A 23462-nucleotide genomic window follows, 5' to 3' on the forward strand; every position below is an offset into this window, starting at 1 on the left:
GACCGGTACCCCGCCTGACGCGGGAACGCGGGAGCGGAGGCGCGTGTTCACGCGCCTCCGCTCCCAAGTCCCGCAGCTCTGCGGGCCGTTCCCGCTCCTCCGTTACGGCGCGGGCAGTTCCATGAGCTCGGCGATGGTCCCGCGGTGCCGCCCGGCCGTGCCGTACGCGATGGAGTCGGCCTTGGCGCGCTTGAGGTACAGGTGCGCCGGGTGCTCCCAGGTCATGCCGATCCCGCCGTGCAGCTGGACGCACTCCTCCGCGGCGTGCACCGCGACCCCCGAGCAGTACGCCTGCGCGACGGCCACGGCCAACAGCGTGTCGGGGCTACCGGTCGCGAGGGCGTCCGCGGCGTTGCGCGCGGCGGCGCGGGCCGACACGACCTCCAGCCAGAGCTGCGCCATGCGGTGCTTGAGTGCCTGGAACGAGCCGACCGGGCGGTTGAACTGGTGCCGTTCACGGGTGTAGCGGACCGTTTCGGTCAGGCACCACTCGGCGATTCCGAGCTGCTCGGAGGCGAGCAGTCCGGCGCCCGCCAGCAGTCCCCGGCGCACGGCGGCGACCGCTGACGCACCGTCGGCCAGGCGCGTTCCGGCGGCCCCGGCGAGGGTGACGGTGGCGAGCGGGCGGGTCAGATCGAGCGGCACCAAGGGCTCCACGGCAACCCCTTCGGCACCGGTCTCGACCGCGTACAGGCCGTCGGTTGTCGGCACCAGCAGCACATCGGCAGTGGCCGCGTCGGCGACGCCGGTCACCGTCCCCTCCACCCGCCCGGCCACGACACCGGCCGGCTGAGCGGCGTCGGGCGCCGGGGCGGCGAACGGCACGGCGAGGACCGCGACCCTGCGGCCCGCGGCGAGCTCGGCGAGCAGCGCGGCAACCGGTCCGTCGGGCGTCCCCAGCGCGAGGAGCGTCTGTGTGGCGACGACCGCACCGGTCAGATAGGGCGCGGGTGTGACGGCGCGGCCCAGCTCCTCCAGCACCACCGCGGCCTCACGATGGCTCGCGCCCTGCCCGCCGAGCTCCTCCGGCACCAGCAGCCCCGCGGCGCCGATGCCGGCGGCGAGGGCCTTCCAGAGCCGCGGGTCGTACGGCGTGCCGGACTCGACTCGGGCGAGCACCGCCGGCGCGTCGCTCCGGTCGGCGAGCAGCGCACGCACCGCTGCCCGCAGGTCCTCCTCGGCCTCCGAGTACAGCAGATCGGGCGCCTGGGTCTCTTCGGTCGGTGCGGTCATCGGGCCAGGTCCTTCCAGGCGACGTCCTTGTCGTTGCGCGGCTCGGCGGGCAGGCCGAGAACACGCTCGGCAACGATGTTGAGCAGCACCTCGCTGGTGCCGCCCTCGATGGAGTTGCCCTTGGAGCGGAGATAGCGGTAGCCGGCGTCCCGTCCGGTGAAGTCGACCAGCTCCGGCCGGCGCATGGTCCAGTCGTCGTACAACATCCCTTCGTCGCCGAGCAGTTCGACCTCCAGTCCGCTGATCTCCTGGTTGAGCCGGGCGAAGGCGAGCTTCATTCCGGAGCCTTCGGGACCGGGCTGTCCGGCGACGAGCTGCTGACGCAGCCGGGTGCCGGTGAGCCTGGCCACCTCGGCCTCGACCCAGAGGGTCAGCAGACGCTGGTGGAGGTCGTGGGTGCGCAGTTCGGGACGTTCGCGCCAGGTGCGGGCGACCGGGCCGATCATGCCGCCCTCGCGCGGGATGCGTGACCCGCCGATGGAGACCCGTTCGTTCATCAGCGTGGTCTGCGCGACCTTCCAGCCCTCGCCGACGGGGCCGAGGCGCCTGCTGTCGGGGATGCGTACGCCGGTCAGGAAGACCTCGTTGAACTCGGCCTCACCGGTGATCTGGCGCAGCGGCCGCACCTCGACGCCGGGGTCGGTCATGTCGCAGATGAAGTAGCTGATGCCGCGGTGCTTGGGCAGGTCCGGGTCGGTGCGGGCGATGAGGATCGCCCAGCGGGCCAGGTGGGCACTGGACGTCCAGACCTTCTGCCCGTCGATCACCCAGTCCTCGCCGTCGCGGACGGCGCGGGTGCCGAGGGCGGCGAGGTCGGAGCCGGCGCCCGGTTCGCTGAAGAGCTGGCACCAGACCTCCTCGCCGACCCACAGCGGCCGCAGGAAGCGCTGTTTCTGCTCATCGGTGCCGACGCCGAGGATGGTGGGGGCGGCCATGCCGAGGCCGATCCCGATCCGGCGCGGGTCGTTGTCGGGGGCGCCGGCCGCGGCGAGTTCGGCGTCGACGACGGGTTGCAGGGAGCGAGGCGCGTCGAGGCCGCCGAGTCCGGCCGGGTAGTGCACCCAGGCCAGTCCGGCGTCGAAGCGGGCCTTGAGGAAGTCGGTGCGGCCGGTGGTGGCCGGGGGGTGTGCGGCGAGCAGGTCCTGGGTGCGGCGGCGGAGTCCGGCCGCGTCGGGCACGGTCATCGGGCGGCTCCTGCCGGGAGGACGGCGATCCGGCCGGTGCTGGTGCCGTCGGCGACCCGCTGGACGGCGTCGGCGGCCCCGGGCAGCCCGACGCGTTCGCTGATCAGCGGCTTGATGGCGCCCTGCGCGGCGAGCCGGGTGAGCTCGTCGTGGCAGGCGCGGACGGCGGCCGGGTCCTTGGTGTTGTACAGGCCCCAGTGGAGTCCGACGATCGAGTAGTTCTTGACGAGTGCGTGGTTCAGCGCCGGGGTGGGGATGACGCCGCTCGCGAAGCCGACGACGAGAACCCGGCCCTCGAAGGCGACGCACTTCACGGACTTGGCGTAGGCGTCACCGCCGACCGGGTCGTAGACCACGTCGGCGCCGCGGCCGCCGGTGGCTTCCTTGACCGCGGCGACGATGTCCTCGCTGTGGCGGTCGATCACCAGGTCGCAGCCGAGTTCGGTGGCGGTCCTGGCCTTGCCCGGGCCTGAGACCACGCCGATGACGGTGGCACCGGCGGCCTTGCCCAGCTGGACGGCGGCGCTGCCGACCCCGCCGGCCGCCGCGTGGACCAGGAGGGTCTCGCCCGCCCGGAGGTGAGCCCTGCGGTGCAGGCCGAACCAGCCGGTCTGGTAGCCGATGTGCAGGGCGGCGGCCTCGGCGTCGTCCAGGGTGTCCGGTGCGGGCAGCAGCGCCGCCTCGTCCACGACGACGTACTCGGCGAACCCGCCGTACGGCAGGACGGGGTTGGCGAGTACCCGCCGCCCGTCCGCCGTCCTGCCGCAGATCTCCACGCCGGGTGTGAAGGGCAGTGGCGGCCGCACCTGGTACTGGCCGCGGCAGAGCAGCGCGTCGGGGAAGTTGATGTTCGCCGCGAGCACCTCGACGAGCACCTGCCCGCCGCCGGGCGTGGGGCGGTCCGTCTCCTCCAGCCGCATCACCTCGCTCGGCTCGCCGTTCCGGTGCACTCGCCATGCCTGCATGAGGGGCCTCCACAACACTGTCGGCATTACCACTGCTCCGGCGCATACTAAGCGGTCGCTTGCCCCTCTGGGAACAACTCGCCGGTCCCGGTTCCGGCCGGGCCCGGACATGGGTGCGCCCGGTCCGGCCCGAAGGAGCTTCGGGCCGGACCGGGCGCGGGGACGGTTCCGGGTGCGGGCCTCAGTCCTGGCCGGCCACCACCACATCGGCGATCTGCGGTGCCGCCGGCCCGGCGTGCCAGACGAGCCGCACCGCGTCGGCCGTGCGGCCCGCCGTGTCGACCCGGGTGTACGGGCCGTCGAGCGCGCCGACGGTCCGCCAGGTTCCGTCGGTCCCCCGCAGCTGGATGTCGGCGCGGCCCTCGGACCCGGCCGGCTGGAGAACGGTGACGGAGGGCACGGCCCGCGCGGCGAGGAGCCCCAGCTCCAGCGCCTCCCCGGCCTCCGGGGCGCGGGCCGCCCGGTAGACGGTGCCCGGGTCCCCGTCAAAGGCCGCGCGCAGCGAGGATCCGGCCGCGGCGGGCGGCCCTCCGGTCACCGCGCCCTCGTCCGTCGGGATGCTGAACTCCCGCACCACCAGCCAGTTGTCCTGGCCGGCGGTCACCCGTGCCCGCACGTAGCGCGCCTTCGTCCCGGCGGGCGCGGTCGCGGTGACGTCCGGCTTTCCGGAGAAGGCGGTGAGCTGCTGCCAGCTCTGCCCGTCGGCCGAGTACTCCAGCACCCCCTGGTGGAGGTAGTCCTCGGTGCTTCCGGGCTTGGCCATCGCGAGGGTGACGGAGCCGATGTCCCGGACCCGGCCGAGGTCCACGGTGACCGCATCGCCCGCGGCGGGCGCCCCGTCGCTCCAGAAGTAGGTGGCGTCGTCGCCGTCCAGCATCCGGGCCACGGTGTTGCTCTGGTACGTGCCGAGGCCGGTCGAGGCCGAGGGCCTGCCGCTCACACCGAGGATCCGGTCGTGCTCGGCCTCGGCCGCGTCGACGAACCGGTCCAGGACGCCGTCACCGACGAGGACCGGCACCTTGCGCCCGTCGAGCCCGGTGTACGTGAAGGACTTCGCCGCGGTGAGCTGCGCGGGCAGCTGCTGCCGCAGCTCCCAGGCCTGGGCACCCTTTCCGGCGCGGGCCGCCTCGACCATGTGCAGGGCGGTACGGGCGGCGGTGGCCCAGGCCCCGGTCGCGTCCAGCCAGGGAGCGGCGTCGGCGACGAAGCCGCGGTCCGGGAGGCCGGCGCGCAGCCTGCCGGGTGCCGAGCCGAGTGCGCCGAGCACGGAGGTGAGCCGGGCGGCGTCCCCGGACTTCCAGTAGCCGGCGAACTCCGCCGCCAGCTCGGGGGCCTGATCCTTGTTGAGGGCCGAGCTGTAGTTCACGTCGGCGAAGGCCCGCAGCGCCTGCTGGGTGCGCGGGTCGCCGCCCGCGTACTCCTTCAGCCCCTCGCCCCATGAGGTGCGGGGGTCGTACGCGGCGTCGTTCCACGCGTAGTCGGCGACGGTGTACAGGGCGATCTTCGAGGCGTACGGCTGGATCATCGGGTTCGCCGTGATCCCGGCCAGCTCGCCGGGCAGGCCCTTCTCCCGCCCGCTGAACGGGCCGAGCAGCAGCCGGTTCGTCGCGTAGTCGTTGACCGGGTAGTTGTCCCAGGTCAGGATCGGATGGTCGAAGACCGTGCGGGCGGCCTGCGCCTGCGCGACGGTCATGGTCGGCGCGACGACGCCGACACCCGTCCACTCGACCAGGACATTGGGGTCGAGCTGCTCGGACAGCGCCTTCTTGTACGGCGACGCGGAGACGTCGTAGTACTCGGTCGGGACCATCTGGAGCGGCTGGGCGCCCGGGTGGGTGGCGATGAACTCCTTGTTGACCCGGTTGAGCAGATACGCCTGCGCCGCGCCCGCGGCGCCGCCGCCGGTCCCCCACTTCGCCTTGTCCTCGGCGCAGTTCCAGTCGGTGTAGCTGATGTCGTCGAGCGGTACGGCGAAGGTGCGTACGCCGATGTCCCAGATGGTCTGGAACTTCTCGACCAGCGCCTTGGCGTCCGCGTCCGAGCTGTAGCAGACGGAAAGGCCCGGCGAGAGCGCGTAGGTGAACTCCACGTGCCGCTGCGCGGCCCGGTCGGCGAGTTCCTTGATCCGGTCCAGCTGGTCGGCCGGGTAGGCGTCGCGCCACTTCGCGCGGAGGTACGCGTCGTCCTTCGGCGAGTACACATAGATGTTCATCTTGTGCTCGCCGTAGTAGTCGAGCTGGTCGAGCCGGGCCTCGTGCGACCACGGAGTGCCGTAGAAGCCTTCGATGACGCCGCGCAGCGCGGTGCCGGGCCAGTCGCGCACCGTGAGCCCGGCGACCCGGGCACCCGGATGCTTCTCCTGCGGCAGGATCTGACGCAGTGTCTGCGCGGCGTAGTACGTGCCCGTGGTGTCCTTGCCCGCGAGGACGATGCGACCGGCGCCGACGCCGAGCACATACCCCTCGGCGGGCAGCGCGGACGGACCCTCGATCCCTTGCGCGGCGAGCGCGGCCGGATCACCGACATGGACGGTGAGCCCGCTCCGGGCGGGTCTGTCGCTGCGTACGACGCGCTGGGCGCCGGCCCGGCGCAGCGCGCTCTCCACGACCTGGATGGCAGATTCATCGGAGGTTTTGCCCGTCACCACGGTGACGGTCGGGCTGATGGTGATCCGGTCGGCCCGGGTCTTCACGGACTGCGGGGTCGGCGTGATGGCGGGGGCCGGTCGGACGGCCGCGGCCTTCGCCGGGGTGTCGCTGCGGGCACTGCCTGCCGCCTGGGCTGACGGCACTGTGGTCAGCAGACCTCCGACGAGCAGCGTCGCCGCCGTACCGAGCGCAGTGAGACGGGGTGGGCGAGGCGTCACTAGTCCTCCATTGATCACTCAAGTCACCAGAGTCGCGCAACACAACAACACCGAATTCAACAGCGTGGCGCTTACATGTCAATGGTCTGGACAACATCAACACGTGGACCTGCAGTTTTGCCTCCAGAAGCCGTACCCGTGCATGCACGACGCCGAACATGCAATGCCGGAATTCCGAGCCGGAATGCCGAATGGAGCCCGGACCGGACCCCGACCCGACCGGACTCAGCAGGTAAAGAGTTCGAACGTGACGGCCGGACGCCCGCCGAACCGCTCCCCCTCGGCCCGCGCACGGTCGGCCAGGAAGGTGCGGCAGTATGCCTCGGGGTCCTCGTCCGTCAGCCCCTCGATGTACGTACGGTGCGCCACCAGCGACTTCACCGAGCGCTCCAGCCCGCCGTCGCGTCGACGGCATGGGTGGGGGCGCTCGACCCGGCGACCGCGACCCACCGCACCCCGTTCCACGGCTGGAGGCCCGCCTCGGCCAGCTCCGGGAAGATCCAGCGGTTGCCCGCGTCGCCCGCGGCGTCCAGGGTGGCGCGGCCGACCGCCCGGTGGTCGGGGGTGTTCCAGGCGACGCCGCCCCAGGTGTCCCGGTGATTGAGCGTCACGAGCAGCTCGGGGCGGTGCCTGCGGATGGCCGCGGCGACGTCACGGCGCAACGGGAGGCCGTACTCGATCACGCCGTCGCGGTGGTCCAGGAACTCCACGGTGGACACACCGACGACCGCGGCGCTCGCCCGCTGCTCGCACTCACGCAGCGGAGCCGCTTTCTCCGGTTCCAGCGTGTCGATGCCGGCCTCGCCGCGGGTGGCGAGGAGGTAGGAGACCTCTCGACCGCCGTCGGTCCACCCGGCGATCGCCGCCGCACAGCCGTACTCCAGGTCGTCGGGGTGCGCGACCACTGCGAGGGCGCGCCGCCAGTCCGTGGGCATGGGTGTGAGCTGCTCCGTCATGTCGGCAGGCTAGCGGCCCACGCTCGCCCCGCCCCGCGCTGCGCAGACACCTTCCCTGCCGTAGCGCATGTCTCACCGAGCCCGCGAATACCCCTAGGGGTATTGATGTTAGCCTGAGCGAGAGATACCCCCTGGGGTAAAGAATCGCGGAAGGAGCCGTGTCGTGTTCTTCGTCGACACCATCGAGACAGCGGGCCTCGGAAACCGCAGCTATCTGGCGGGCGGGCAGCGGTCCGCCGTGGCCGTGGACCCGCCGCGCGACATCGACCGGGTCATCACCGCTGCCGCCCGGCGCGGTGTACGGATCGCCCTGGTGGTGGAGACGCATCTGCACAACGACTACGTGACGGGCGGCCTGGAGCTGGCGCGCGTCACCGGGGCGCGGTACCTGGTGCCCGCCGCCGCGCAGGTCGCCTTCGCCCGTGTCCCGGTCTCGGACGGCGACATCGCCCCGGTCGACGACGGCCTCGCGCTGCGTGCGCTCGCCACCCCCGGGCACACCCCGCACCACACGTCCTACGTGCTGACGGAGGAGGGCCGCGACGTGGCCGCCTTCACCGGCGGCTCGCTGCTGATCGGCAGTGGGGGCCGGCCCGATCTGGTGGAGCCCCGGCTCACCGCCGAACTGGCCCGCGCCCAGCACGCCTCCGCGCACCGGCTCGCCGATGAGCTCGCGGACTCCGTGCCCGTGCTGCCCACGCACGGCTTCGGCAGCTTCTGTTCGTCCTCGCCGGGCGTCGTGTGGGTGCACTGCGCGGGCGGGACGCGGGCGGCCATCGCCGCGTCGATGCTGGACGCGGCGGGGCGCGAGGTGGTGGCCGTCGACGACGGTTTCGGCGCGGCGGCGGAGGCCGGCCTGCCCGTCACCGAGCCGACCCCGTGACCACGCTGTTCGTGGCGCTGGCCGCCGGTGCGGTGGTCGGCCTGGCCCTCGGCGGACTGGGCGGCGGCGGAAGCGTGCTCGCGGTCCCCGCGCTGATCTACCTGCTCGGCTTCGATCCGGCCGCGGCCACCACCGCCGGGCTCCTGATCGTCATCGCGACGTCCCTCACCGGGCTGGTCGCCCATGCCCGGGAGGGCCGGGTCCGCTGGCGTACCGGAGGTCTCTTCGCGGCGGCCGGGATCATTCCGGCCGCGGTCGCCGGAGCGCTGTCGGTGCGGGTACCGGCCGGGGTGCTGACCGCGGGGTTCGCCGTGCTCGCGCTGGTCGCCGCGGTACGGATGCTCCGCCCGAGGGGCGGGCCGGCGTCGCAGGCCCTGGACGGTGCGGGTGCCCCGTCCGCCGGACGGGTCGCGCGGACCGGCGCCGGGCTCGGCGCGGTGACCGGGTTCCTCGGCGTGGGCGGCGGGTTCCTCGTGGTGCCCGCGCTGGTCACCGTGGTCGCCGTCCCGATGACCGCGGCGGTCGGCACCAGCCTGCTGGTCATCACGGTGAACTCCATGGCCGCTCTGGTCACCCGGCTCGCCACGCCCACCGCGCTGGACTGGGCGACGATCGCCCCGTTCACGGCGACGGCGGTGCTGGGCGCCTGGGACGGGCAGCGGCTCGCCGCGAAGGTGTCCACGGCCGCCCTGCAACGGATCTTCGGCGTGGTGCTGCTGGCCGTGGCGGCGTTCATGCTCGTCGACGCCGCGACATGAGACGCCGGCATGGGACGCCGTGACATGAACCACGGCATCCGCGACGCCCCCGGCGCGCTCAGGCCAGCGAGAGAAAGAGCTTCTCCAGCCGTGCCCGCATCTGGTCGCGGTCCTCGGGCTCATGGCCGCCGTCGGCCATGCAGTGCTGCAGGCCCGTCGCGATGATCGCGAAACCGGCCCGGTCGAGCGCCCGGGACACCGCCGCCATCTGCGTGATCACGTCCTCGCAGTCCCGGCCCTCCTCGATCATCCTGATGATCCCGGCGAGCTGGCCCTGCGCGCGGCGAAGGCGGTTGAGGACCGATTTCAGTTCGTCGGCCGCCATGTCCAGTTCCACAACATCCTCCTTCTGATACCCCAAGGGGTATTCTAGCCTGACCGGGGAAGGGGGGACCGCATCCCTCCCGAGCCCCGGTGAACGAAAGGAAACACTGCTCGTGACCAGTCCCGTCTCCCTCTCCCCCGCCCAGGCCGCGGCCCGCCTCGCGGAGTTCACCGTGATCGATGTGCGCGCTCCCGGCGAGTACGCCTCCGGACATGTCCCCGGTGCGCTGAACATCCCGCTGGACCGCCTCACCGAGGCCGTGCCCGCCCTGAAGTCCGCAGCGGCCCGCAGCTCGCTGCTCATGGTGTGCGCCTCCGGCGTCCGCTCCACCCGGGCCTGCGACATTCTCGCCGCCGCAGACATCGAGGCCATGACGCTCTCCGGCGGAACCTCGGCCTGGGAGGGCGAGGGCCGCGATCTCGACCACCCGGCCGGAGCGCGCGCGACCTGGCCGATGGAGCGTCAGGTCCGGCTCGCCGCCGGTTCGCTCGTGGTGGCCGGTCTGCTCGCCGGGATGCGTTTCCCCGCGGCGCGCTGGATCTCCGCCGGTGTCGGCTCCGGCCTCGTGTTCTCCGCCGTGACCAACACCTGCGGCATGGCGGCGGCCCTGTCGAGGCTTCCGTACAACCGGGCCCCTCGCTCGGCCACCGGCCTGGACGCCACGCTGCACGCCCTGCAGAGCTGAGACCCGTGGTCCCGTGAGCGGGCGGCGCCGGCCGTCCGGCTCCACCCGCTCACGGCAACGGTCAGACTTCGTCCCGGACCAGGGCGAGCAGCCGGTCCAGCACCCGCTCCCCGCCCGCGCGCAGCCCGTCGTGCTCGTACTCATTGGTCACCCAGGTGCGCAGGCCCCGGATCGAGGCCGCCGTGCGCAGCGCGTGATCCGTGTCCACGTACATGTCGTCGTGGTAGACGGCGGCCGCGACCGGCACCTGATTGGCCGCCAGGTGCCCGGTGTCGTACAGCGGCGCCCAGTCGGTGCGGGCGGCCAGCAGTTCGGCGGTCTCGCGCAGCGGGCGCAGCGCCGGGTCCACCTCGAAGTGCCAGGGGTGGATGCTCTCGCCGGTGAAGAGCACCGGACCGTCGCCCTTGAGCGCCCCGGCGGCGTCGAACTGCGGGAACTCGGCCCGGACCCGCTCGGCCGCCCAGCCGGTGGGCTGCTCGCCCTGGCCGTAGATCGCCTCGTGCATCAGCGCGTACAGCGGATGTCCGGCGAACGAGGTGGCGGTCCGCACGGCCTCCTGGAAGGTGTCGGAGAGCTCGGTGCCGTGCGGTGTACGGACGAAGGCGTTCTCCAGCAGGTAGTGCAGCTGGTGGCTGCCGCTGCCGCCGCCCAGCATGATGCCGAGGGACTGGAACCCCTCGGGCGTCAGCCGGTGCCCGGCGCTGTCGGTGGGGTGCTCCAGCAGATGGGCGGTGATCTCCCGGGCGCGCTCGACGTCCTGCGGGTAGCGGGCGTAGTGGGCGGCGACCTTGCGCTCGATCCGGGGGTAGGCGGCCCGGTACACGTCGTCGGCGTGTGCGTCGAGGGAGGGCAGCCCACCGGTGATGAGGACGGCCTTGAGTCCTTCGGGGGCGGCCGACAGATAGCGGACCGCGCAGAAGCCGCCGAAGGACTGGCCGAGGACCGTCCACGGTTCGCCGCCGGTCAGTTGCGGGCGGATCAGCTCGCAGTCGCGCACGATGTTGTCGGACCGGAAGTGGGCGAGGTAGTCGGCCTGCTCGCGCGGGCCGCCGCGCAGCGGCAGGGTCTGGCGGTTGGCCGGGGTGGAGAGACCGGTGCCGCGCTGGTCGAGCAGCAGTACCCGGAATTCCCGCACGGCCCTGCCCAGCCACGCCTCCGCGCCGACGAAACGCCGGGCGCCGAAGCCGGGGCCGCCTTCCAGGTACACCAGCCAGGGCAGATCCTCGCCGGCCCTGCCGCTCGCCACGGCCTGCCTGCCGAAGAGTTCGATCTGCTCGCCGCCCGGATCGCTGTGGTCGAGCGGGACCGTGAAATAGCGGTCGGTGAAGACGATGCCGGGCTGCCGGTAGCTGCTCACAAGGTGCTCCTGAATCAGATGTGCCACGGACAGTTCAGCACACGTCCGTGACCCGGTCGGTCGCGGCCCGTGTGCGGGGCGCCCGGGTGCCTCCTACCGTGCAGGCATGATCCGGTTCGAGCAGGTCGGCAAGGTGTATCCGGACGGCACGAGCGCGGTCGACGGTCTCTCCTTCGAAGTCGCCGAGGGGGAGCTGGTCACCCTCGTCGGACCGTCCGGCTGCGGCAAGACCACCACGATGATGATGGTGAACCGGCTGATCGAACCCTCATCGGGCCGGATCCTCGTCGACGGCGAGGACATCTCCGGTGTCGACCCGGTGCGGCTGCGCCGCCGGATCGGCTACGTCATCCAGCAGGTCGGCCTCTTCCCGCACCGCACCGTCCTCGACAACACCGCGACCGTGCCCGCGCTGATCGGCTGGAAACGGGCCAGGGCCCGGGAGCGGGCGGCCGAGCTGCTGGATCTGGTGGGCCTCGACCCGAAGACGTACGGCTCCCGCTACCCCGCGCAGCTCTCCGGCGGTCAGCGCCAACGGGTCGGCGTGGCGAGGGCGTTGGCCGCGGATCCGCCGGTGCTGCTGATGGACGAGCCGTTCGGCGCGGTCGACCCGGTGGTGCGCGAGCGGCTGCAGAACGAATTCCTGAGCCTCCAGGCGACGGTCCGCAAGACGGTCCTGATGGTCACCCATGACATCGAGGAGGCGGTCCGGATGGGCGACCGGATCGCGGTGTACGGGGCGGGGCGCATCGAGCAGTTCGACACCCCGGGCGCGGTGCTCGGGGCTCCCGCCACCCCGTACGTGGCACGGTTCGTCGGCGCCGACCGGGGGCTGAAACGGCTCTCGGTGACCACGATCGAGCCGGAGGACCTGGAGGAGCCGCCGGTCGCCCGGCTGGACGAGCCGGCCGGCGCGGCGGCGGCACGGCTGGGCAGCACGGGTGCCCGCTGGGCGGTGGTGCTGAACGGCGAGGGCGATCTGCACGGCTGGGTGGCGGCGGACGCGCTGCGGATCGCGGGAGAGCACGGCACGGTCGGCGAACTGGCCCGCAGGATGGATGCCTGGGTGCCGGTCGGGGCCCCGCTGAAACAGGCGTTCAGCGAGATGCTCCAGCACGACGCGGGGTGGGTCGCGGTACTGGACGGGTCCCGGTTCCTCGGCGTGCTGACCCCGGCCAAGCTCCACGAGGCGCTGCGCCGCTCGGTCGACGCGGACGCACGGGGCGTGGGCCGGGACGAGGTGCCCTTCGACTCGGTCGCGGACGCGTAGGGCGCGCCTGCGTCCGGCCTGCGGGCGGTGTGTTCTCACGCGCCCGCAGGCCGGATCGGGGGTGGTGTACGCGTCAGAGGTAGGTGGCGGCGGTCACGCAGAAGCCGCCCAGGGCGACGGCCCAGACGTACGGCAGGGTGCGGAGCATCACTTGCTGCGGGGTGACGCCCGCGTACTGCGCGCTCCACACGGTCTGGGTGCTCGTGGGGTCGGCGACGCCGAACACCTGGTTGTACGAGGTGGCCAGGCCCAGCACCGCGGTGGCGGGGTAGATGCCGGCGGCGATCAGGACACCGGCGATGCCCGCGCCGAGGCCGAAGACATTGAGCGGGCCGCGGTAGAGGCAGAGCGGTACGAGGACGGTGAAGACGAGGACGAACAGCACCGCGTTCTGCGGGCTGACCTCCTTGACGAGGGGTTCCAGCGCGTCGATCGCCCCGGGCAGTTTCACGGCCGCGAGCAGGATGCCGATGGCGATGAACAGGGTGATCGGTGCGGCGGCCACCTCGAAGCCGCCGTAGAGGGTGCGCAGCAGCCGCTTGTTCATCTCGCGCGGCCGGGTGGTGGTGATCAGGCAGTACAGAACGCCCGCGAGCAGCGAGGGAATGATGGCCAGTTCGAGGCCGAGGGCCAGGACCAGGGGCACGAGCGGCGTGAGCAGCGCGTACCAGGGGGCGTCGCCGAGCCGGGCACGCCTGCCGGAACGCGGCTTCGGCGCAAGGGACTTGGCCGACCAGGCGTGTTCGACGCCGCGGCGGCGGGACTCGACGAGGACGAAGAGGACCGCGGCGGCCAGTGCGAACGGGAAGAGCTTGATCATGAATCCGCGCACGGTGGGGATGGGCAGTTCCAGCGCGGTGGAGAAGAACTGCCAGACCGGGAGCTCGAACGGCATGCCCGCCGCGATGCCCATGAGGATCGTGCCGGCCGCGGTGACCTTGGGGATACCGACCGCGATCATCGCGGGGATGCCGATGATCCCGGCGAGCATCGCCGCGGGCGCGGAACCCGTCACCGTACCGACGATAGTGGAGACGGCGAGGACACCGAGGGCCACCACGACCGGGCGGTCCCCGCCGAATTCGACGATCTTGCGGACGAGGGTGCCCGCGATGCCGGTCTCGTCCAGCAGCTTGCCGAGCCAGGAGCCGAGCAGGATGGCGATCATGGTGGCGGCAAGAGCCGGTGCGCCCTCTTGGAGGACCGTGTCCAGAACGCTGTTCTTGCCGGTGAGCGGGGCGCCCGCGACGAGGGCGATGACGACGGCCAGGACGACGAGCGCGAAGGCCGTGGGGAGTTTCCGGGTGAGCATCGCGGCGACACCGGCCGCCATGACGAGGAGGATGACGACGCCCATGGCGTTACTTCTCTCTTCCGTGCGGTGCGGTGGTGGGGTGCGCGTCGGCCGTGGCCAGCGCGGCGGTCAGCAGCAGCGGGCTGCGGCCGAGTCCGCAGGCGGTGCGGGCGTAGGCGTGGGCGGCGAGCTCCTCGGCCCCTGCGACGTGGCCGTACAGGCGTCGGCGTCCGACGCGCAGCACGACATGGCCGAGTGCCTGTTTCAGCGCCGCTCCGGCCGGGCCGTGGTGGAGGAGTTCGTGGACGGCCTCGTGCGCGAGGGCCGCGGCGCGGACCGAGCCCGCCGGGTACCAGTGGCGCCAGCCGCGCTCGTCGACCAGCGCCTCCGCGCGGGCGAGGGTGTCGGTGTAGAGCTCGACGGTCGCGGGGCGCGAGGTGTAGCGGGCGAGGAGGCCGTGTGCCAGCCCGCCCTCGCGTTCGACGACCCGGGCACGGGACGGGGCGGGACTGAGCCGGGCCCCGAACTCCGTTGCCACGGTGGCCCAGTGGCGCAGCAGCTCGCGGTCGCGTCCTTCGTGCGTGGGGGTGGCCGCCAGGAGCCGTACGCCGAACTCGATGTCGTCCGTGGCGGCGAGGTCGGCGGTGCGGCTCATGTCCGTACCTCCACGACCGCGATCACGGGCTCGTCCGCGGCGCGGGTGCCGAGTTCGCTGCGGGCCAGGGCGAGCAGCGGCTGCGGGTCGAGGACGCCGGAGAGGTCGGCGATACGGGAGCCGATGAGCAGCCGCAGGGCGGGGGCGCGGACCCCGCCGTCGCCGTACGAGGTGGCCTCGCCGACGAGCCGGGCGAGGGTCTCGGGGGCGCCGGCGACGGTGGTGGTCTCCACCAGGGCGTCGGGGGCGTGCAGCCGGACGACACCGTCGGCGTCGACGACCCGCACCGGGTGCCGGGTGGTGCGGAAGCGGCGCCGGATCTCGGTGCCGTAGACGGTGTGGGCGGGGGTGCCGGCCAGGATGCTGACGTTCGACGGGTCCGCCTTGAGGCTGGCCGCCGCGGCGCGCAGCCGTTCGCCGTCGTCGGCGCGGTGGGCGCGGTCCTGGGTGCGGAGTTCGGTGGCGCCGGTGGCCACCGCCCGTACCGTACTGGTCTGCGGGTCGACGGTGACCTCGACCTCGACGCCGTCGGCGGCGGCGCCCTGGGCGACTACGGCCGCCTCGGCCTCGGCGCGTACGGCGAGGATCTGTTCCTGGCCGGCGCCCGGGATGATCCGTTCGACCTGCTCGCGGACCAGGGCGAGGGCGACTCCGATGGGGCTGATGACCTCGCTGTGCCGGGCGATCCGGCCCTCCTGTCCGGTGACGGAGGCGAGGTGCGGGGTGACGGACGCGGCACCTCCGCCGCCCCCGACCAGTACCGCGGTGTCCTTCTCCAGCCGGTAGTCGCGGATCATGGCGTCGGTGACGGCCCTGACCTGTTCGATGCCGGCGTCGAGGAGCCGGGTGGCGGCCAGCGCGACATCGGTGGACAGTGCGGCGGCCAGCGGGGCCAGCGCGGCATGGGCCGCGTCCTGGTCGCAGCGGGCGAAGTCGCCCTCGGGCACCCGGCCCAGCGCGTTGGCCGCACAGGTCATCGTGATCGCGTACCGTCCGCCGGCCGCGTCGATCACGGCGTAGTCGTCGGGGTCGCCGGTCATCGGCCGGACGGTGGTGAGGCGCGCGTCGCGCAGTTCGTCGAGCGTGGCGAAGCAGGCGTAGGGCAGTCCGGCGATGTGCGCGCTGCGGGGCCCGACGCCGACGACCTTGCCGCCGTCGATCCGGACCATGGACCCGCCGCCGACACCGACGGTCCGTACGTCGAGGGCGGAGAGGTACGACGCCTTGCCGAGGATGGTGGCGTGCCGGACGGCGACCTTGCCGCGGCGCACGACGCTGATGTCGGTGGAGGTGCCTCCGGTCTCCAGGAACAGGCCCTCGCTGATCCGTTCCTGCATCAGCGCGCCCGCCACTCCGGCGGCGGGGCCGGAGAGCACGGTCAGCAGCGGGCGTCTGCGCATCTCGTCGAGCGACATCACACCGCCGTCGCACCGCATCACCATCAGGGGCGCGCTCACCCCCGCCTTGGTGATGGAGGAGTCGACGAGGTCGGCGGTGGCCAGCATGCGTGGCAGGACCGCGGCGTTGACCACGGCGGTACGGGTCCGCTTGGCGAGTCCGTACAGCGAGGTGATCTCGTGCGCGGCCGTCATCGGCAGTCCGTGCGGGCGGGCCGTTTCGAGGACCGCCTGTTCGCCCTCCGGCCGGTCGACGCCGAACGGCTCGCTGGCGACGAGGACTTGGGCGCCTTCCCGGGTGACGGCGTCGACGGCGCCGCCCACCTCGTCGGCGTCCCCGGGGTCGGCGACATGGGCGTAGGCGAGCGGCAGCCGCTTGCCCGGGGCGAGTTCGAGTCTGCCGAGCGAGGCGAGCCGGCGGGTGAGCACGGCGCCGGGGCCCGTTCCGATGCCGATCAGCCCGACGGTGGCGACATCGCCCTCCAGCAGGGCGTTGGTAGCCTGTGTCGTGCCGTGGGCCAGGAACGCGACGTCCTCGGCGGCGCGGCCGGTCTGTTCGAGCAGCCGGTCGAGTGCCTCGACGATGCCGTGGGCGACCCCGTCCTCGTGGTGGTGGCTGGTGGGAACCTTCACCTGCCCCAGCAGTTCGAGGGTCGTGGCGTCGACGGCCACGGCGTCGGTGAAGGTTCCGCCCACGTCGATGCCGACGCGGATGCGGTGGGTGGTCATGGCTGGGCACCTCCTTGTGCGAGTGGGTTGATGCGCGGGCGGGCCGGGTGGGACAGGTGGAGCTGTCCCACCCGGCGTTTCACATGCGGTACGGGCGGTCAGTAGCCGCGTACCTCGGGCCAGTGGCGCTGGATCCCGTCGCGGTCGAGGAGCCGCGCGAACGCCTCGTACCGCTTGTCCTCGGACTGGACCTGCTGGGGTTCGACGCCCTCGGCGAGGCAGTGGGCGGCCAGGGCACCGGCGACCTCGCCGATGTTCCACTCCACCGGGTGGAGCCGGTAGCAGCCGTTGGTGATGTGCGTGGTGCCGATGTTCTTGCCCGCGGGCAGCAGGTTGCGGACGCGGCGCGGTACGAGGGCGCCGAGCGGGATCTCGAACGGGACCGAGCCGATGTCGATGTAGTTGTCGCCTCCGGTGGAAGGGTGCAGATCGATGCGGTAGCTGCCGATGCCGACCGCGTCCCGGTGACGTGTTCCGCCCTGCGGGCCGACGATGTCGATCGACACGTCCTGTTCGGTGACGGTGGTGACGGCCTCGATCCGGCGGGACTCGCGTACGTACGGGGCCTTGGCGAGGCCGTCGTCGGTGCCGGTGATGTCGGGGCGGATCCGCAGTCCGGGGAAACCGGTGCCGCCGTCCTGGCGCGGGGCCTCGGTCTGCAGCCAGTACAGCAGCGACAGCGACAACTGCCGTGCCTCGGCGACCGCTTGGGCGGATACCTCGTCACCGGCGCCGACCAGGGGCTTGAGCCAGTAGTCGTTGAGCGGCCAGTTGACGAGCGTGATGTCCGAGTCGAAGGCGGCGGGTCGGTGCATGCCGCGGGCGAGGATGCGGCGGAAGCCCCAGAGCTCCTTGTCGCCCGCGTCGGCGCTCTGGTCGGCGCTGATGGCGAGCGGGTCGACGTCCGGGTTGGGGACGAAGGTGCGCGGCACGGATTCCAGGGTGCGCGGGTCGGGCGCCTGGAAACCGAGAAGCGGGCCGGGCCAGAAGCCGGGACGGTAGGAGCTCCAGAAGCCGTAGTCGGCGGGGCGGTCGATGGTGTGGTTCTCGCCCTCGTGGTGGGAGAGCGCGAAACACACCGTGATGCCCTGCTGGTTGAGCGGCTGCGCCTGTTCGGGGGCGTGCGGTTCGTCGAACTCGCTCCGTGCCTCGGCGCCGGTGGCGTGCTCGACCCCGCCGAGTTCGAGCAGTTCACCGGTCTCGGTGGCGTCGACGACATAGCGGGCGGTGACGGTGGTGCGGTCGCCGGTGCGGAGGTGCTCCACGGTGACGGCCCGGATGACATCGTTGTCCGTCTCGGCGGCCACGGCCCGGTGCTCGGTGAGCAGAGTGAGACGGCCCGCCGCCAGGTGCGGTGCGAGCATCGCCTCCAGCACGGCGAGCGCGATGCGCGGCTCGTGGCAGAGCTTGCTGACGCGTCCGGCGCCCGGGTTGAGGTCGGTGAGGGCGAGGGCCTCGGAACGCATCGGGTACCACTGGCGGTAGTACGCCCGGATGCCTTCGCGCAGCCGGCGGTACGAGGCGGTGGTGCCGAACTGCTCCACCCAGGGGTGCTCGTCCGGGGGGACGGCCTGGGAGGTGAGCTGGCCGCCGATCCAGTCGGTCTCCTCGGTGAGGACGACGGTGCGTCCGGCGCGGCAGGCGGCGAGCGCGGCGGCGACGCCGCCGAGTCCGGCGCCCACGACGAGGATGTCCGGTTCGGGTATCACTGGTCTCCTTGAGCTGTACGTACGGGTGGTGCGGTCGGTCAGCGGTCCGCGATGGCGGGCGGCGGGCCCGAGGTGACGCCGGGCCGGAAGGTGCAGGCGACCAGGGGTTCGGTGGCCTCCTCCCCCGCGACCAGCGCGGCGAGCATGCGTACGGCGGCGGCGCCGAGCCGGGTGCGGGGGATGTCGAAACCGGTGGGTTCGGGTCCGTCCGCCAGGTCGGCGGGCGGACTCCCGAGCAGCGCCAGGGACGCCTCGCGCGGGCAGTCGATCCCGGCCTCCGCGACGGCGCGGCGCAGGGCCCGCCAGGCGGCCCCGGTGTCGGTCTCCTCGGCGACGAACGCGGTGACGCCGTCGGCGAGCCAGCTCCGCAGCCGCTCGGGGGTGAGGTCTCGTTCCGGATCCGCGGAACGGAAGACGGCCCCGCCGGGGCCGCCGGCCGGGCCGGCCGCCTCCAGCCCTTCGAGGAAGCCCTGCTCACGGTCGGTGGAGGCGGGCGCCTCGTCGTCCTCGCGGATGAGCACCATCCTGCGGTGCCCGAGGGCGGCGAGATGGTCGACGACCTCCCGGGCGGCGCTCACGTAGTCGGCGCCGACCCAGTGCAGGCCCTCCGGCTCGTCCCGGCGGCCGAGATGGACCACCGGGAAGCCGTCGGCGACCAGCCGGCGCAGCTCCTGGGCCGGCGCGTGGCGGCCCAGGAACAGGCAGCCGTCGGCGAGGCGGACCCGGTTCAGCGCGTCGGGTCCGGCGGCCCCCGCGCCGCCGGTGCTCGACCCCGTGAACAGCACCAGGTCGTAGCCGCGCTCCGCGGCCTCGCGCTCCACGCCCACCAGGAACGGGTAGTACGAGTGCTGCACATCGGTCGGGAACGTCGCGGTGAAGCTGAACACGCCCAGCAGGTTGTTGCGCGCCGCCGCGAGCCTGCGGGCCGCCGGGTCGGGGACGTAACCGAGACTGCGGGCCGCCTCCAGGACCTTCTGCCGGGTCTCCTCCGAGATCGCGGGGCCCTGTCTCTTGTCCGCGAGCACCAGCGAGACAGTGGCCTGCGAGACCCCGGCGAGCCGTGCGACCTCCGCCTGGCGCGGGCGGGCCGTGCGGCCTGCCGGTGCGGGTGCGCGGCCGGGCCTGGCCCGCTTCCTGGGTTCCTCCACCATGGCTCCTCACATCGATTAATGCGTATTAGTAATGCGCATTAACGAGTACTGTGAGGGTCGGCCGGGCGTCGGTCAAGAGGCCGGGCACAACTTCTTCACCGCGCGCCCCCGTACGGTGTGATCAACCATCCCCGCTAAGAAGGCGGTCCCGCATGTCCCTGTTCGATCTGCCGCTCGGCCGGCTGCGCGACTACCGCAGCGGGTCGGTGGAGCCGGAGGACTTCGACGCGTTCTGGTCGAAGACGCTCGACGAGGCCCGGTCCCACGACCTCGACGCCCGTTTCGAACTGCGCGCCGGCACGGGGCTGCGCACGGTCGACGTGTACGACGTGACCTTCGCGGGCTTCGGCGGTCACCCGGTCAAGGGCTGGTTCGTCGTCCCGGCGGGCACCACTGAGCCGCTGCCGGTGGTGGTCGAGTTCATCGGTTACGGCGGCGGGCGGGGGCTGGCGCACACCCATCTGCTCTGGGCGTCGGCCGGTTTCGCCCACTTCGTGATGGACACCCGCGGCCAGGGCAGCGGCTGGCTCGTCGGCGACACCCCGGACCCGGTGGGCAGCGCCCCCGCGTACCCCGGCTTCATGACCCGGGGCATCGAGGACCCGGAGTCGTACTACTACCGGCGGGTGTTCACCGACGCGGTACGTGCGGTGGAGGCGGCACGCTCGCATCCGCTGGCCGACGCGGCGCGCACCGCGGCCATCGGCGAGAGCCAGGGCGGCGGCATCACGCTCGCCGTGGGCGGGCTGATACCCGACCTCGTGGCGATCGCGCCGGACGTCCCGTTCCTGTGCGACTTCCCCCGCGCCCTCACGGTCACCGACCGGACTCCGTACCGCGAGGTGGGCAACTACCTCAAGACGCACCGCGGCCGGGCCGGACAGGCACGGGCCACGCTGTCCTACTTCGACGGGGTGCACTTCGCCGCGCGCGGGCGCGCGCCGGCGCTGTTCTCGACCGCCCTGGAGGACATGACCTGCCCGCCCTCTACCGTCTTCGCCGCTTTCAACGCCTACGCGCACCAGGACAAGACCATCGAGGTGTACGACTTCAACGACCACGAGGGCGGCGGGCCGTTCCAGCAGGCCGTGCAGCTGGCCTGGCTGCCCGGGAAGCTGACGGCCTGACCGCGCGAGGCGGCGGTCAGCCCCGCGGGACGAGGTTCTCGGACTCCAGGTAGGTGCGCGCCACGTCCTCCGGCAGCCGCCGCCAGCTGTCGACCTGCTCGTTGAGCCGGGCCAGGTCGGCGGTGGTCAGTACCGTGTTGAGCCTGCCCAGCGCGTTGCGTACGCCTGCGCCGCCCGCCCGGGACCGGTTGACGACGGGGACGAGGTAGTCGGCGTTCTGGAGGTGCTTGTCGTCGGCGAGCAGGACGAGGCCGAAGCTGTCGAGCGTGGCGTCGGTCGTGGTGGTCAGCACCATGTGGTCCTGCCCCTTCTGGACGGCCTGTTTGGCCTGGGTGGTGCCGACGCCCTTGGGGTCCACGGCGGTGACGCGGATGCCGTACGTCTTCTTCAGGCCGGGCGCGCAGTAGGGGCGCCGCACGCATTCGTCACCGGCCGCCAGCCGTACGGGCAGACCCGACCTGCCGAGGTCGCTGAGGGTCCTGAGGTGGTGCTCGGCGGCGTACGGGGCGGCGACCGCGAAGGCGTTCTGGTCGACGGCCCGCCCGGGGTCGAGGACGGTGAGGCCGCGGGGCGCGGCCAGCGCGCGCAGGCCCTTCATGGTGGCGGCGAGGTCGGGCGAACCGGCCGGGGCTGCGTCGGCGCCGTTCTTCTTGGCGTTCAGCCAGTCGGCGAAGGTGGCGGCGTACTCCGGTACGACGTCGATCTGGCCGCTCTCCAGCGCCGGTTCGTAGATCTCCCGGTTGGTGACCGAGATGATCTTCGTGGAGTAGCCGGCCCGGTCCAGCAGCAGCGCGTACATCCGGGCGAGCAGATCGCTCTCGGTGAAGCCCGCGGAGCCGATGGTGAGGTGCTTGCTGTCGCCCGGCGGTGCGGTGACCTCGCCCTGGTTCTCCAGGGAGGGGCCGGTGCTGCACGCGGCCGCCGCGAGCAGCACCAGCAGCGCGGGGACGGTGGTCCACGGCCTCATCCGGATCCCCCGCCGCGGAACCGGCCGGGCACGAGCAGCCGGCCCGCCTCGAAGAGCCCTTCGACGATCAGCGCGAAGACCGCGACGAGGACCGCCCCGGCGACCACCTGGGCGGTGGAGGCGAGGTTGAAACCCGCCGTGATGATGCGGCCGAGACCCCCGCCGCCCGCCAGCGCCGCGAGAGTGGCGGTGGCGACGAGCTGGACGGCGGCGATCCGTACGCCGGTGAGGATCAGCGGGAGGGCGAGCGGCACCTCGACGCCCAGCATCAGCTGTCTGCCCGTCATGCCCATTCCCCTGGCGGCGCGCACGACATCGCGGTCGACCTCCCGCATGCCGACATAGGCGTTGGTGAGCAGCGGCGGTACGGCGAAGAGCACGAGGGCGATGACGGTCGGCCACTCGCCGTGCCCGCCGATCGGGGTGAGGAGCAGCAGCACCAACACGGCGAAGGTGGGCACGGCCCGGCCGATGTTGGAGATGTTGACGGCGAGCGCGCCGCCCTTGCCCAGATGGCCGAGGACCACCGCGACCGGCAGCGCGATCAGACAGCTGATCAGCAGGCAGACGACGGTGAGGAACAGATGCTGGCCCAGCCGCTGCCGGATGCCGCCGTCACCGGACCAGTTCGCGGAGGTGGTGAGCCAGGACCAGGCGTCGGCGAGGGTGTTCACTGCTGCCTCCGGGCCCATGGGGTGAGCAGTCGCTGCGCGAGCAGGAGCAGCAGGTCGGCGGCGACGGCGATGACGACGCAGAGGACGGAGGCGGTGAGCACCTGGGCCTTGAAGTAGGTGTTCATCCCGGAGTAGATGAGGTTGCCGAGTCCGCCGTAGCCGACGATCGCGCCGACCGTGACCAGGGAGACCGCGGAGACGGTCGCGATCCGCAGTCCGGCCATGGCGGCGGGCAGGGCGAGGGGCAGCTCCACGGCGAGCAGCAGCCGCAGGGGGCCGTACCCCATGCCGCGCGCCGCCTGCCGGGTCTCTTCGGGCACCGCGCGCAGTCCGGCGAGGATGTTCCGTACGAGGAGGGTCAGTGAGTACAGCACGAGCCCGGCGACGACGAGCGAGGCGGAGAGTCCGTACACCGGCAGCAGCAGCGAGAACATGGCGAGCGACGGCACGGTGTAGAGGACCGTCGTCACGGCGAGCACCGGGCCCGCCGCCCAGCGCCGGTGCCGCGCCGCGAGGGCGAGGGGAACGGCGAGGACCAGGCCGATGAGCACGGAGACCGCGGTGAGCTGAAGGTGCTGTACGACGGCGTCCCAGAGGATCTCGCGACGGCTGGAGAGATAGGCCCCGCAGAGCCACTCGTTGCGCGCTAGGCAGTCGTCCGGGGGCGCGGTCACCCGTCCATTGGAGCGCGGGGAGCAGCGCGGGCGCGCGTCCTGATCGGCTGTCCGGGGGCGCTCCGGTCCCGGGGCCGGAGTTGCTGCGTACGGGGCGGCGTCGGCGCGTCTACCGCCCGGTATGGCCGGACCTGACGGTAGACCGGGTCCACGTCCCTCGTTCCCCCGTACCTGCCGAGGAGCCCCGCATGCCGCCGTCCGGACCCTCCGACGACGCCTACCGCTTCGACGATCTGCGTGCGCTGTACGTCAACTGCACCCTCAAGCGCTCACCGGAGATCAGCAATACGGAGGGGCTGATCGACCGCAGCCGTGCGGTGATGGAGGAGCGCGGCGTCAGCACCGAGGTGGTCCGGGCCGTCGACCACCACATCGCGACCGGCGTCTGGCCGGACATGCGGGAGCACGGCTGGGAGAAGGACACCTGGCCCGGACTGTACGAGAAGGTGATGGCGGCCGACATCCTGGTGCTGTGCGGGCCCATCTGGCTGGGCGACAACAGCTCGGTGTTGACTTCCTCCCCCTCGTGAACGAGGGGGATTCCTACGGCTCGCGCCGTGGGGGTTTCTGCTTCGTCGCCGACTGCCCGCCCGGAGAACTCCG

At 72.6% G+C, this 23462-nt stretch carries 18 protein-coding genes and 3 pseudogenes; 6 read left to right on the forward strand and 15 right to left on the reverse strand.

Annotated elements, in window-relative coordinates:
• Positions 1–102: 102 nt before the first annotated feature.
• The 5 genes and pseudogenes from BT364_RS22360 to BT364_RS22380 all read right to left on the reverse strand — a co-directional run bounded on the left by BT364_RS22360 (position 103) and on the right by BT364_RS22380 (position 7204).
• Entirely contained in the window at positions 103–1233 is a 1131-nt protein-coding gene (locus tag BT364_RS22360) for an acyl-CoA dehydrogenase family protein (RefSeq protein ID WP_072487002.1), read from the reverse strand.
• On the reverse strand, positions 1230–2417 hold the full coding sequence (locus tag BT364_RS22365) for an acyl-CoA dehydrogenase family protein (protein ID WP_072487003.1): 1188 nt from the start codon (positions 2415–2417) through the stop codon (positions 1230–1232). Before BT364_RS22365 ends, BT364_RS22360 begins: the two co-directional genes overlap by 4 nt.
• Positions 2414–3382: an NADPH:quinone oxidoreductase family protein gene (locus BT364_RS22370; protein WP_072487004.1), complete on the reverse strand. Its 969-nt coding sequence runs from the start codon at positions 3380–3382 to the stop codon at positions 2414–2416. Before BT364_RS22370 ends, BT364_RS22365 begins: the two co-directional genes overlap by 4 nt.
• Before the next feature lie 181 nt (positions 3383–3563).
• On the reverse strand, positions 3564–6248 hold the full coding sequence (locus BT364_RS22375; RefSeq protein WP_072487005.1) for a glycoside hydrolase family 84 protein: 2685 nt from the start codon (positions 6246–6248) through the stop codon (positions 3564–3566).
• Between the two features lie 225 nt (positions 6249–6473).
• A pseudogene (locus tag BT364_RS22380) lies at positions 6474–7204 on the reverse strand (PIG-L deacetylase family protein).
• A 163-nt stretch (positions 7205–7367) separates the two neighbouring features.
• Between BT364_RS22380 and BT364_RS22385 the strand changes: the two are divergent.
• Positions 7368–7935: pseudogene (locus BT364_RS22385) on the forward strand (MBL fold metallo-hydrolase); the annotation flags it as partial.
• A 148-nt stretch (positions 7936–8083) separates the two neighbouring features.
• Positions 8084–8845: a sulfite exporter TauE/SafE family protein gene (locus BT364_RS22390; protein ID WP_072487006.1), complete on the forward strand. Its 762-nt coding sequence runs from the start codon at positions 8084–8086 to the stop codon at positions 8843–8845.
• A gap of 58 nt (positions 8846–8903) precedes the next feature.
• Here the strand turns inward: BT364_RS22390 and BT364_RS22395 are convergent, their stop codons facing one another.
• Positions 8904–9182 carry a metal-sensitive transcriptional regulator gene (locus BT364_RS22395; protein ID WP_072487007.1) on the reverse strand — a complete coding sequence of 93 codons (279 nt, stop codon included), beginning with the start codon at positions 9180–9182 and terminating at the stop codon, positions 8904–8906.
• Between the two features lie 100 nt (positions 9183–9282).
• Here BT364_RS22395 and BT364_RS22400 point away from each other — a divergent pair, with 100 nt between their 5' ends.
• The gene (locus BT364_RS22400; RefSeq protein WP_072487008.1) at positions 9283–9855 is read left to right on the forward strand and encodes a rhodanese-like domain-containing protein; all 573 of its coding nucleotides are present in this window, start codon (positions 9283–9285) and stop codon (positions 9853–9855) included.
• A gap of 61 nt (positions 9856–9916) precedes the next feature.
• Here BT364_RS22400 and BT364_RS22405 read toward each other — a convergent pair whose 3' ends face one another.
• Positions 9917–11212 (reverse strand): alpha/beta fold hydrolase, encoded by a 1296-nt coding sequence (locus BT364_RS22405; RefSeq protein ID WP_072487009.1) that lies wholly within the window; start codon positions 11210–11212, stop codon positions 9917–9919.
• 106 nt (positions 11213–11318) lie between these two features.
• On the opposite strand from BT364_RS22405, the gene BT364_RS22410 reads away from it, so the two are divergent.
• Positions 11319–12482, forward strand: coding sequence for an ABC transporter ATP-binding protein (locus tag BT364_RS22410; protein WP_072487010.1), 1164 nt, complete (start codon positions 11319–11321; stop codon positions 12480–12482).
• Positions 12483–12555: 73 nt separating this feature from the next.
• Here the strand turns inward: BT364_RS22410 and BT364_RS22415 are convergent, their stop codons facing one another.
• The 5 genes from BT364_RS22415 to BT364_RS22435 form a co-directional block, all read right to left on the reverse strand.
• Positions 12556–13839, reverse strand: coding sequence for a TRAP transporter large permease (locus BT364_RS22415; protein ID WP_072487011.1), 1284 nt, complete (start codon positions 13837–13839; stop codon positions 12556–12558).
• 4 nt (positions 13840–13843) lie between these two features.
• Positions 13844–14431: a hypothetical protein gene (locus BT364_RS22420; protein WP_072487012.1), complete on the reverse strand. Its 588-nt coding sequence runs from the start codon at positions 14429–14431 to the stop codon at positions 13844–13846.
• On the reverse strand, positions 14428–16557 hold the full coding sequence (locus BT364_RS22425) for a hydantoinase/oxoprolinase family protein (RefSeq protein ID WP_072487013.1): 2130 nt from the start codon (positions 16555–16557) through the stop codon (positions 14428–14430). The genes BT364_RS22420 and BT364_RS22425 overlap by 4 nt, the downstream gene beginning before the upstream one ends.
• 98 nt (positions 16558–16655) lie before the next feature.
• The gene (locus BT364_RS22430) at positions 16656–18266 is read right to left on the reverse strand and encodes an FAD-dependent oxidoreductase (RefSeq protein WP_072487014.1); all 1611 of its coding nucleotides are present in this window, start codon (positions 18264–18266) and stop codon (positions 16656–16658) included.
• Positions 18267–18304: 38 nt separating this feature from the next.
• Complete coding sequence (locus tag BT364_RS22435; RefSeq protein WP_079179586.1) at positions 18305–19417, reverse strand: LacI family DNA-binding transcriptional regulator; 1113 nt, start codon at positions 19415–19417, stop codon at positions 18305–18307.
• A 152-nt stretch (positions 19418–19569) separates the two neighbouring features.
• Between BT364_RS22435 and BT364_RS22440 the strand changes: the two genes are divergently transcribed.
• Positions 19570–20544 (forward strand): acetylxylan esterase, encoded by a 975-nt coding sequence (locus tag BT364_RS22440; protein ID WP_072487015.1) that lies wholly within the window; start codon positions 19570–19572, stop codon positions 20542–20544.
• Positions 20545–20560: 16 nt separating this feature from the next.
• Here BT364_RS22440 and BT364_RS22445 read toward each other — a convergent pair whose 3' ends face one another.
• The 3 genes from BT364_RS22445 to BT364_RS22455 are packed head-to-tail and all read right to left on the reverse strand — an operon-like array spanning position 20561 to position 22859.
• The gene (locus BT364_RS22445; protein ID WP_072487016.1) at positions 20561–21511 is read right to left on the reverse strand and encodes an ABC transporter substrate-binding protein; all 951 of its coding nucleotides are present in this window, start codon (positions 21509–21511) and stop codon (positions 20561–20563) included.
• On the reverse strand, positions 21508–22185 hold the full coding sequence (locus tag BT364_RS22450; protein ID WP_072487017.1) for an ABC transporter permease: 678 nt from the start codon (positions 22183–22185) through the stop codon (positions 21508–21510). Before BT364_RS22450 ends, BT364_RS22445 begins: the two co-directional genes overlap by 4 nt.
• Positions 22182–22859: an ABC transporter permease gene (locus tag BT364_RS22455; protein ID WP_072487018.1), complete on the reverse strand. Its 678-nt coding sequence runs from the start codon at positions 22857–22859 to the stop codon at positions 22182–22184. Before BT364_RS22455 ends, BT364_RS22450 begins: the two co-directional genes overlap by 4 nt.
• Positions 22860–23047: 188 nt before the next feature.
• Between BT364_RS22455 and BT364_RS22460 the strand changes: the two are divergent.
• A pseudogene (locus BT364_RS22460) lies at positions 23048–23371 on the forward strand (flavodoxin family protein); the annotation flags it as partial.
• Between the last annotated feature and the right edge of the window lie 91 nt (positions 23372–23462).

Origin of the sequence: Streptomyces atratus (genome assembly GCF_900119365.1) — a bacterium.
GTDB classification, from domain to species: domain Bacteria; phylum Actinomycetota; class Actinomycetes; order Streptomycetales; family Streptomycetaceae; genus Streptomyces; species Streptomyces atratus_B.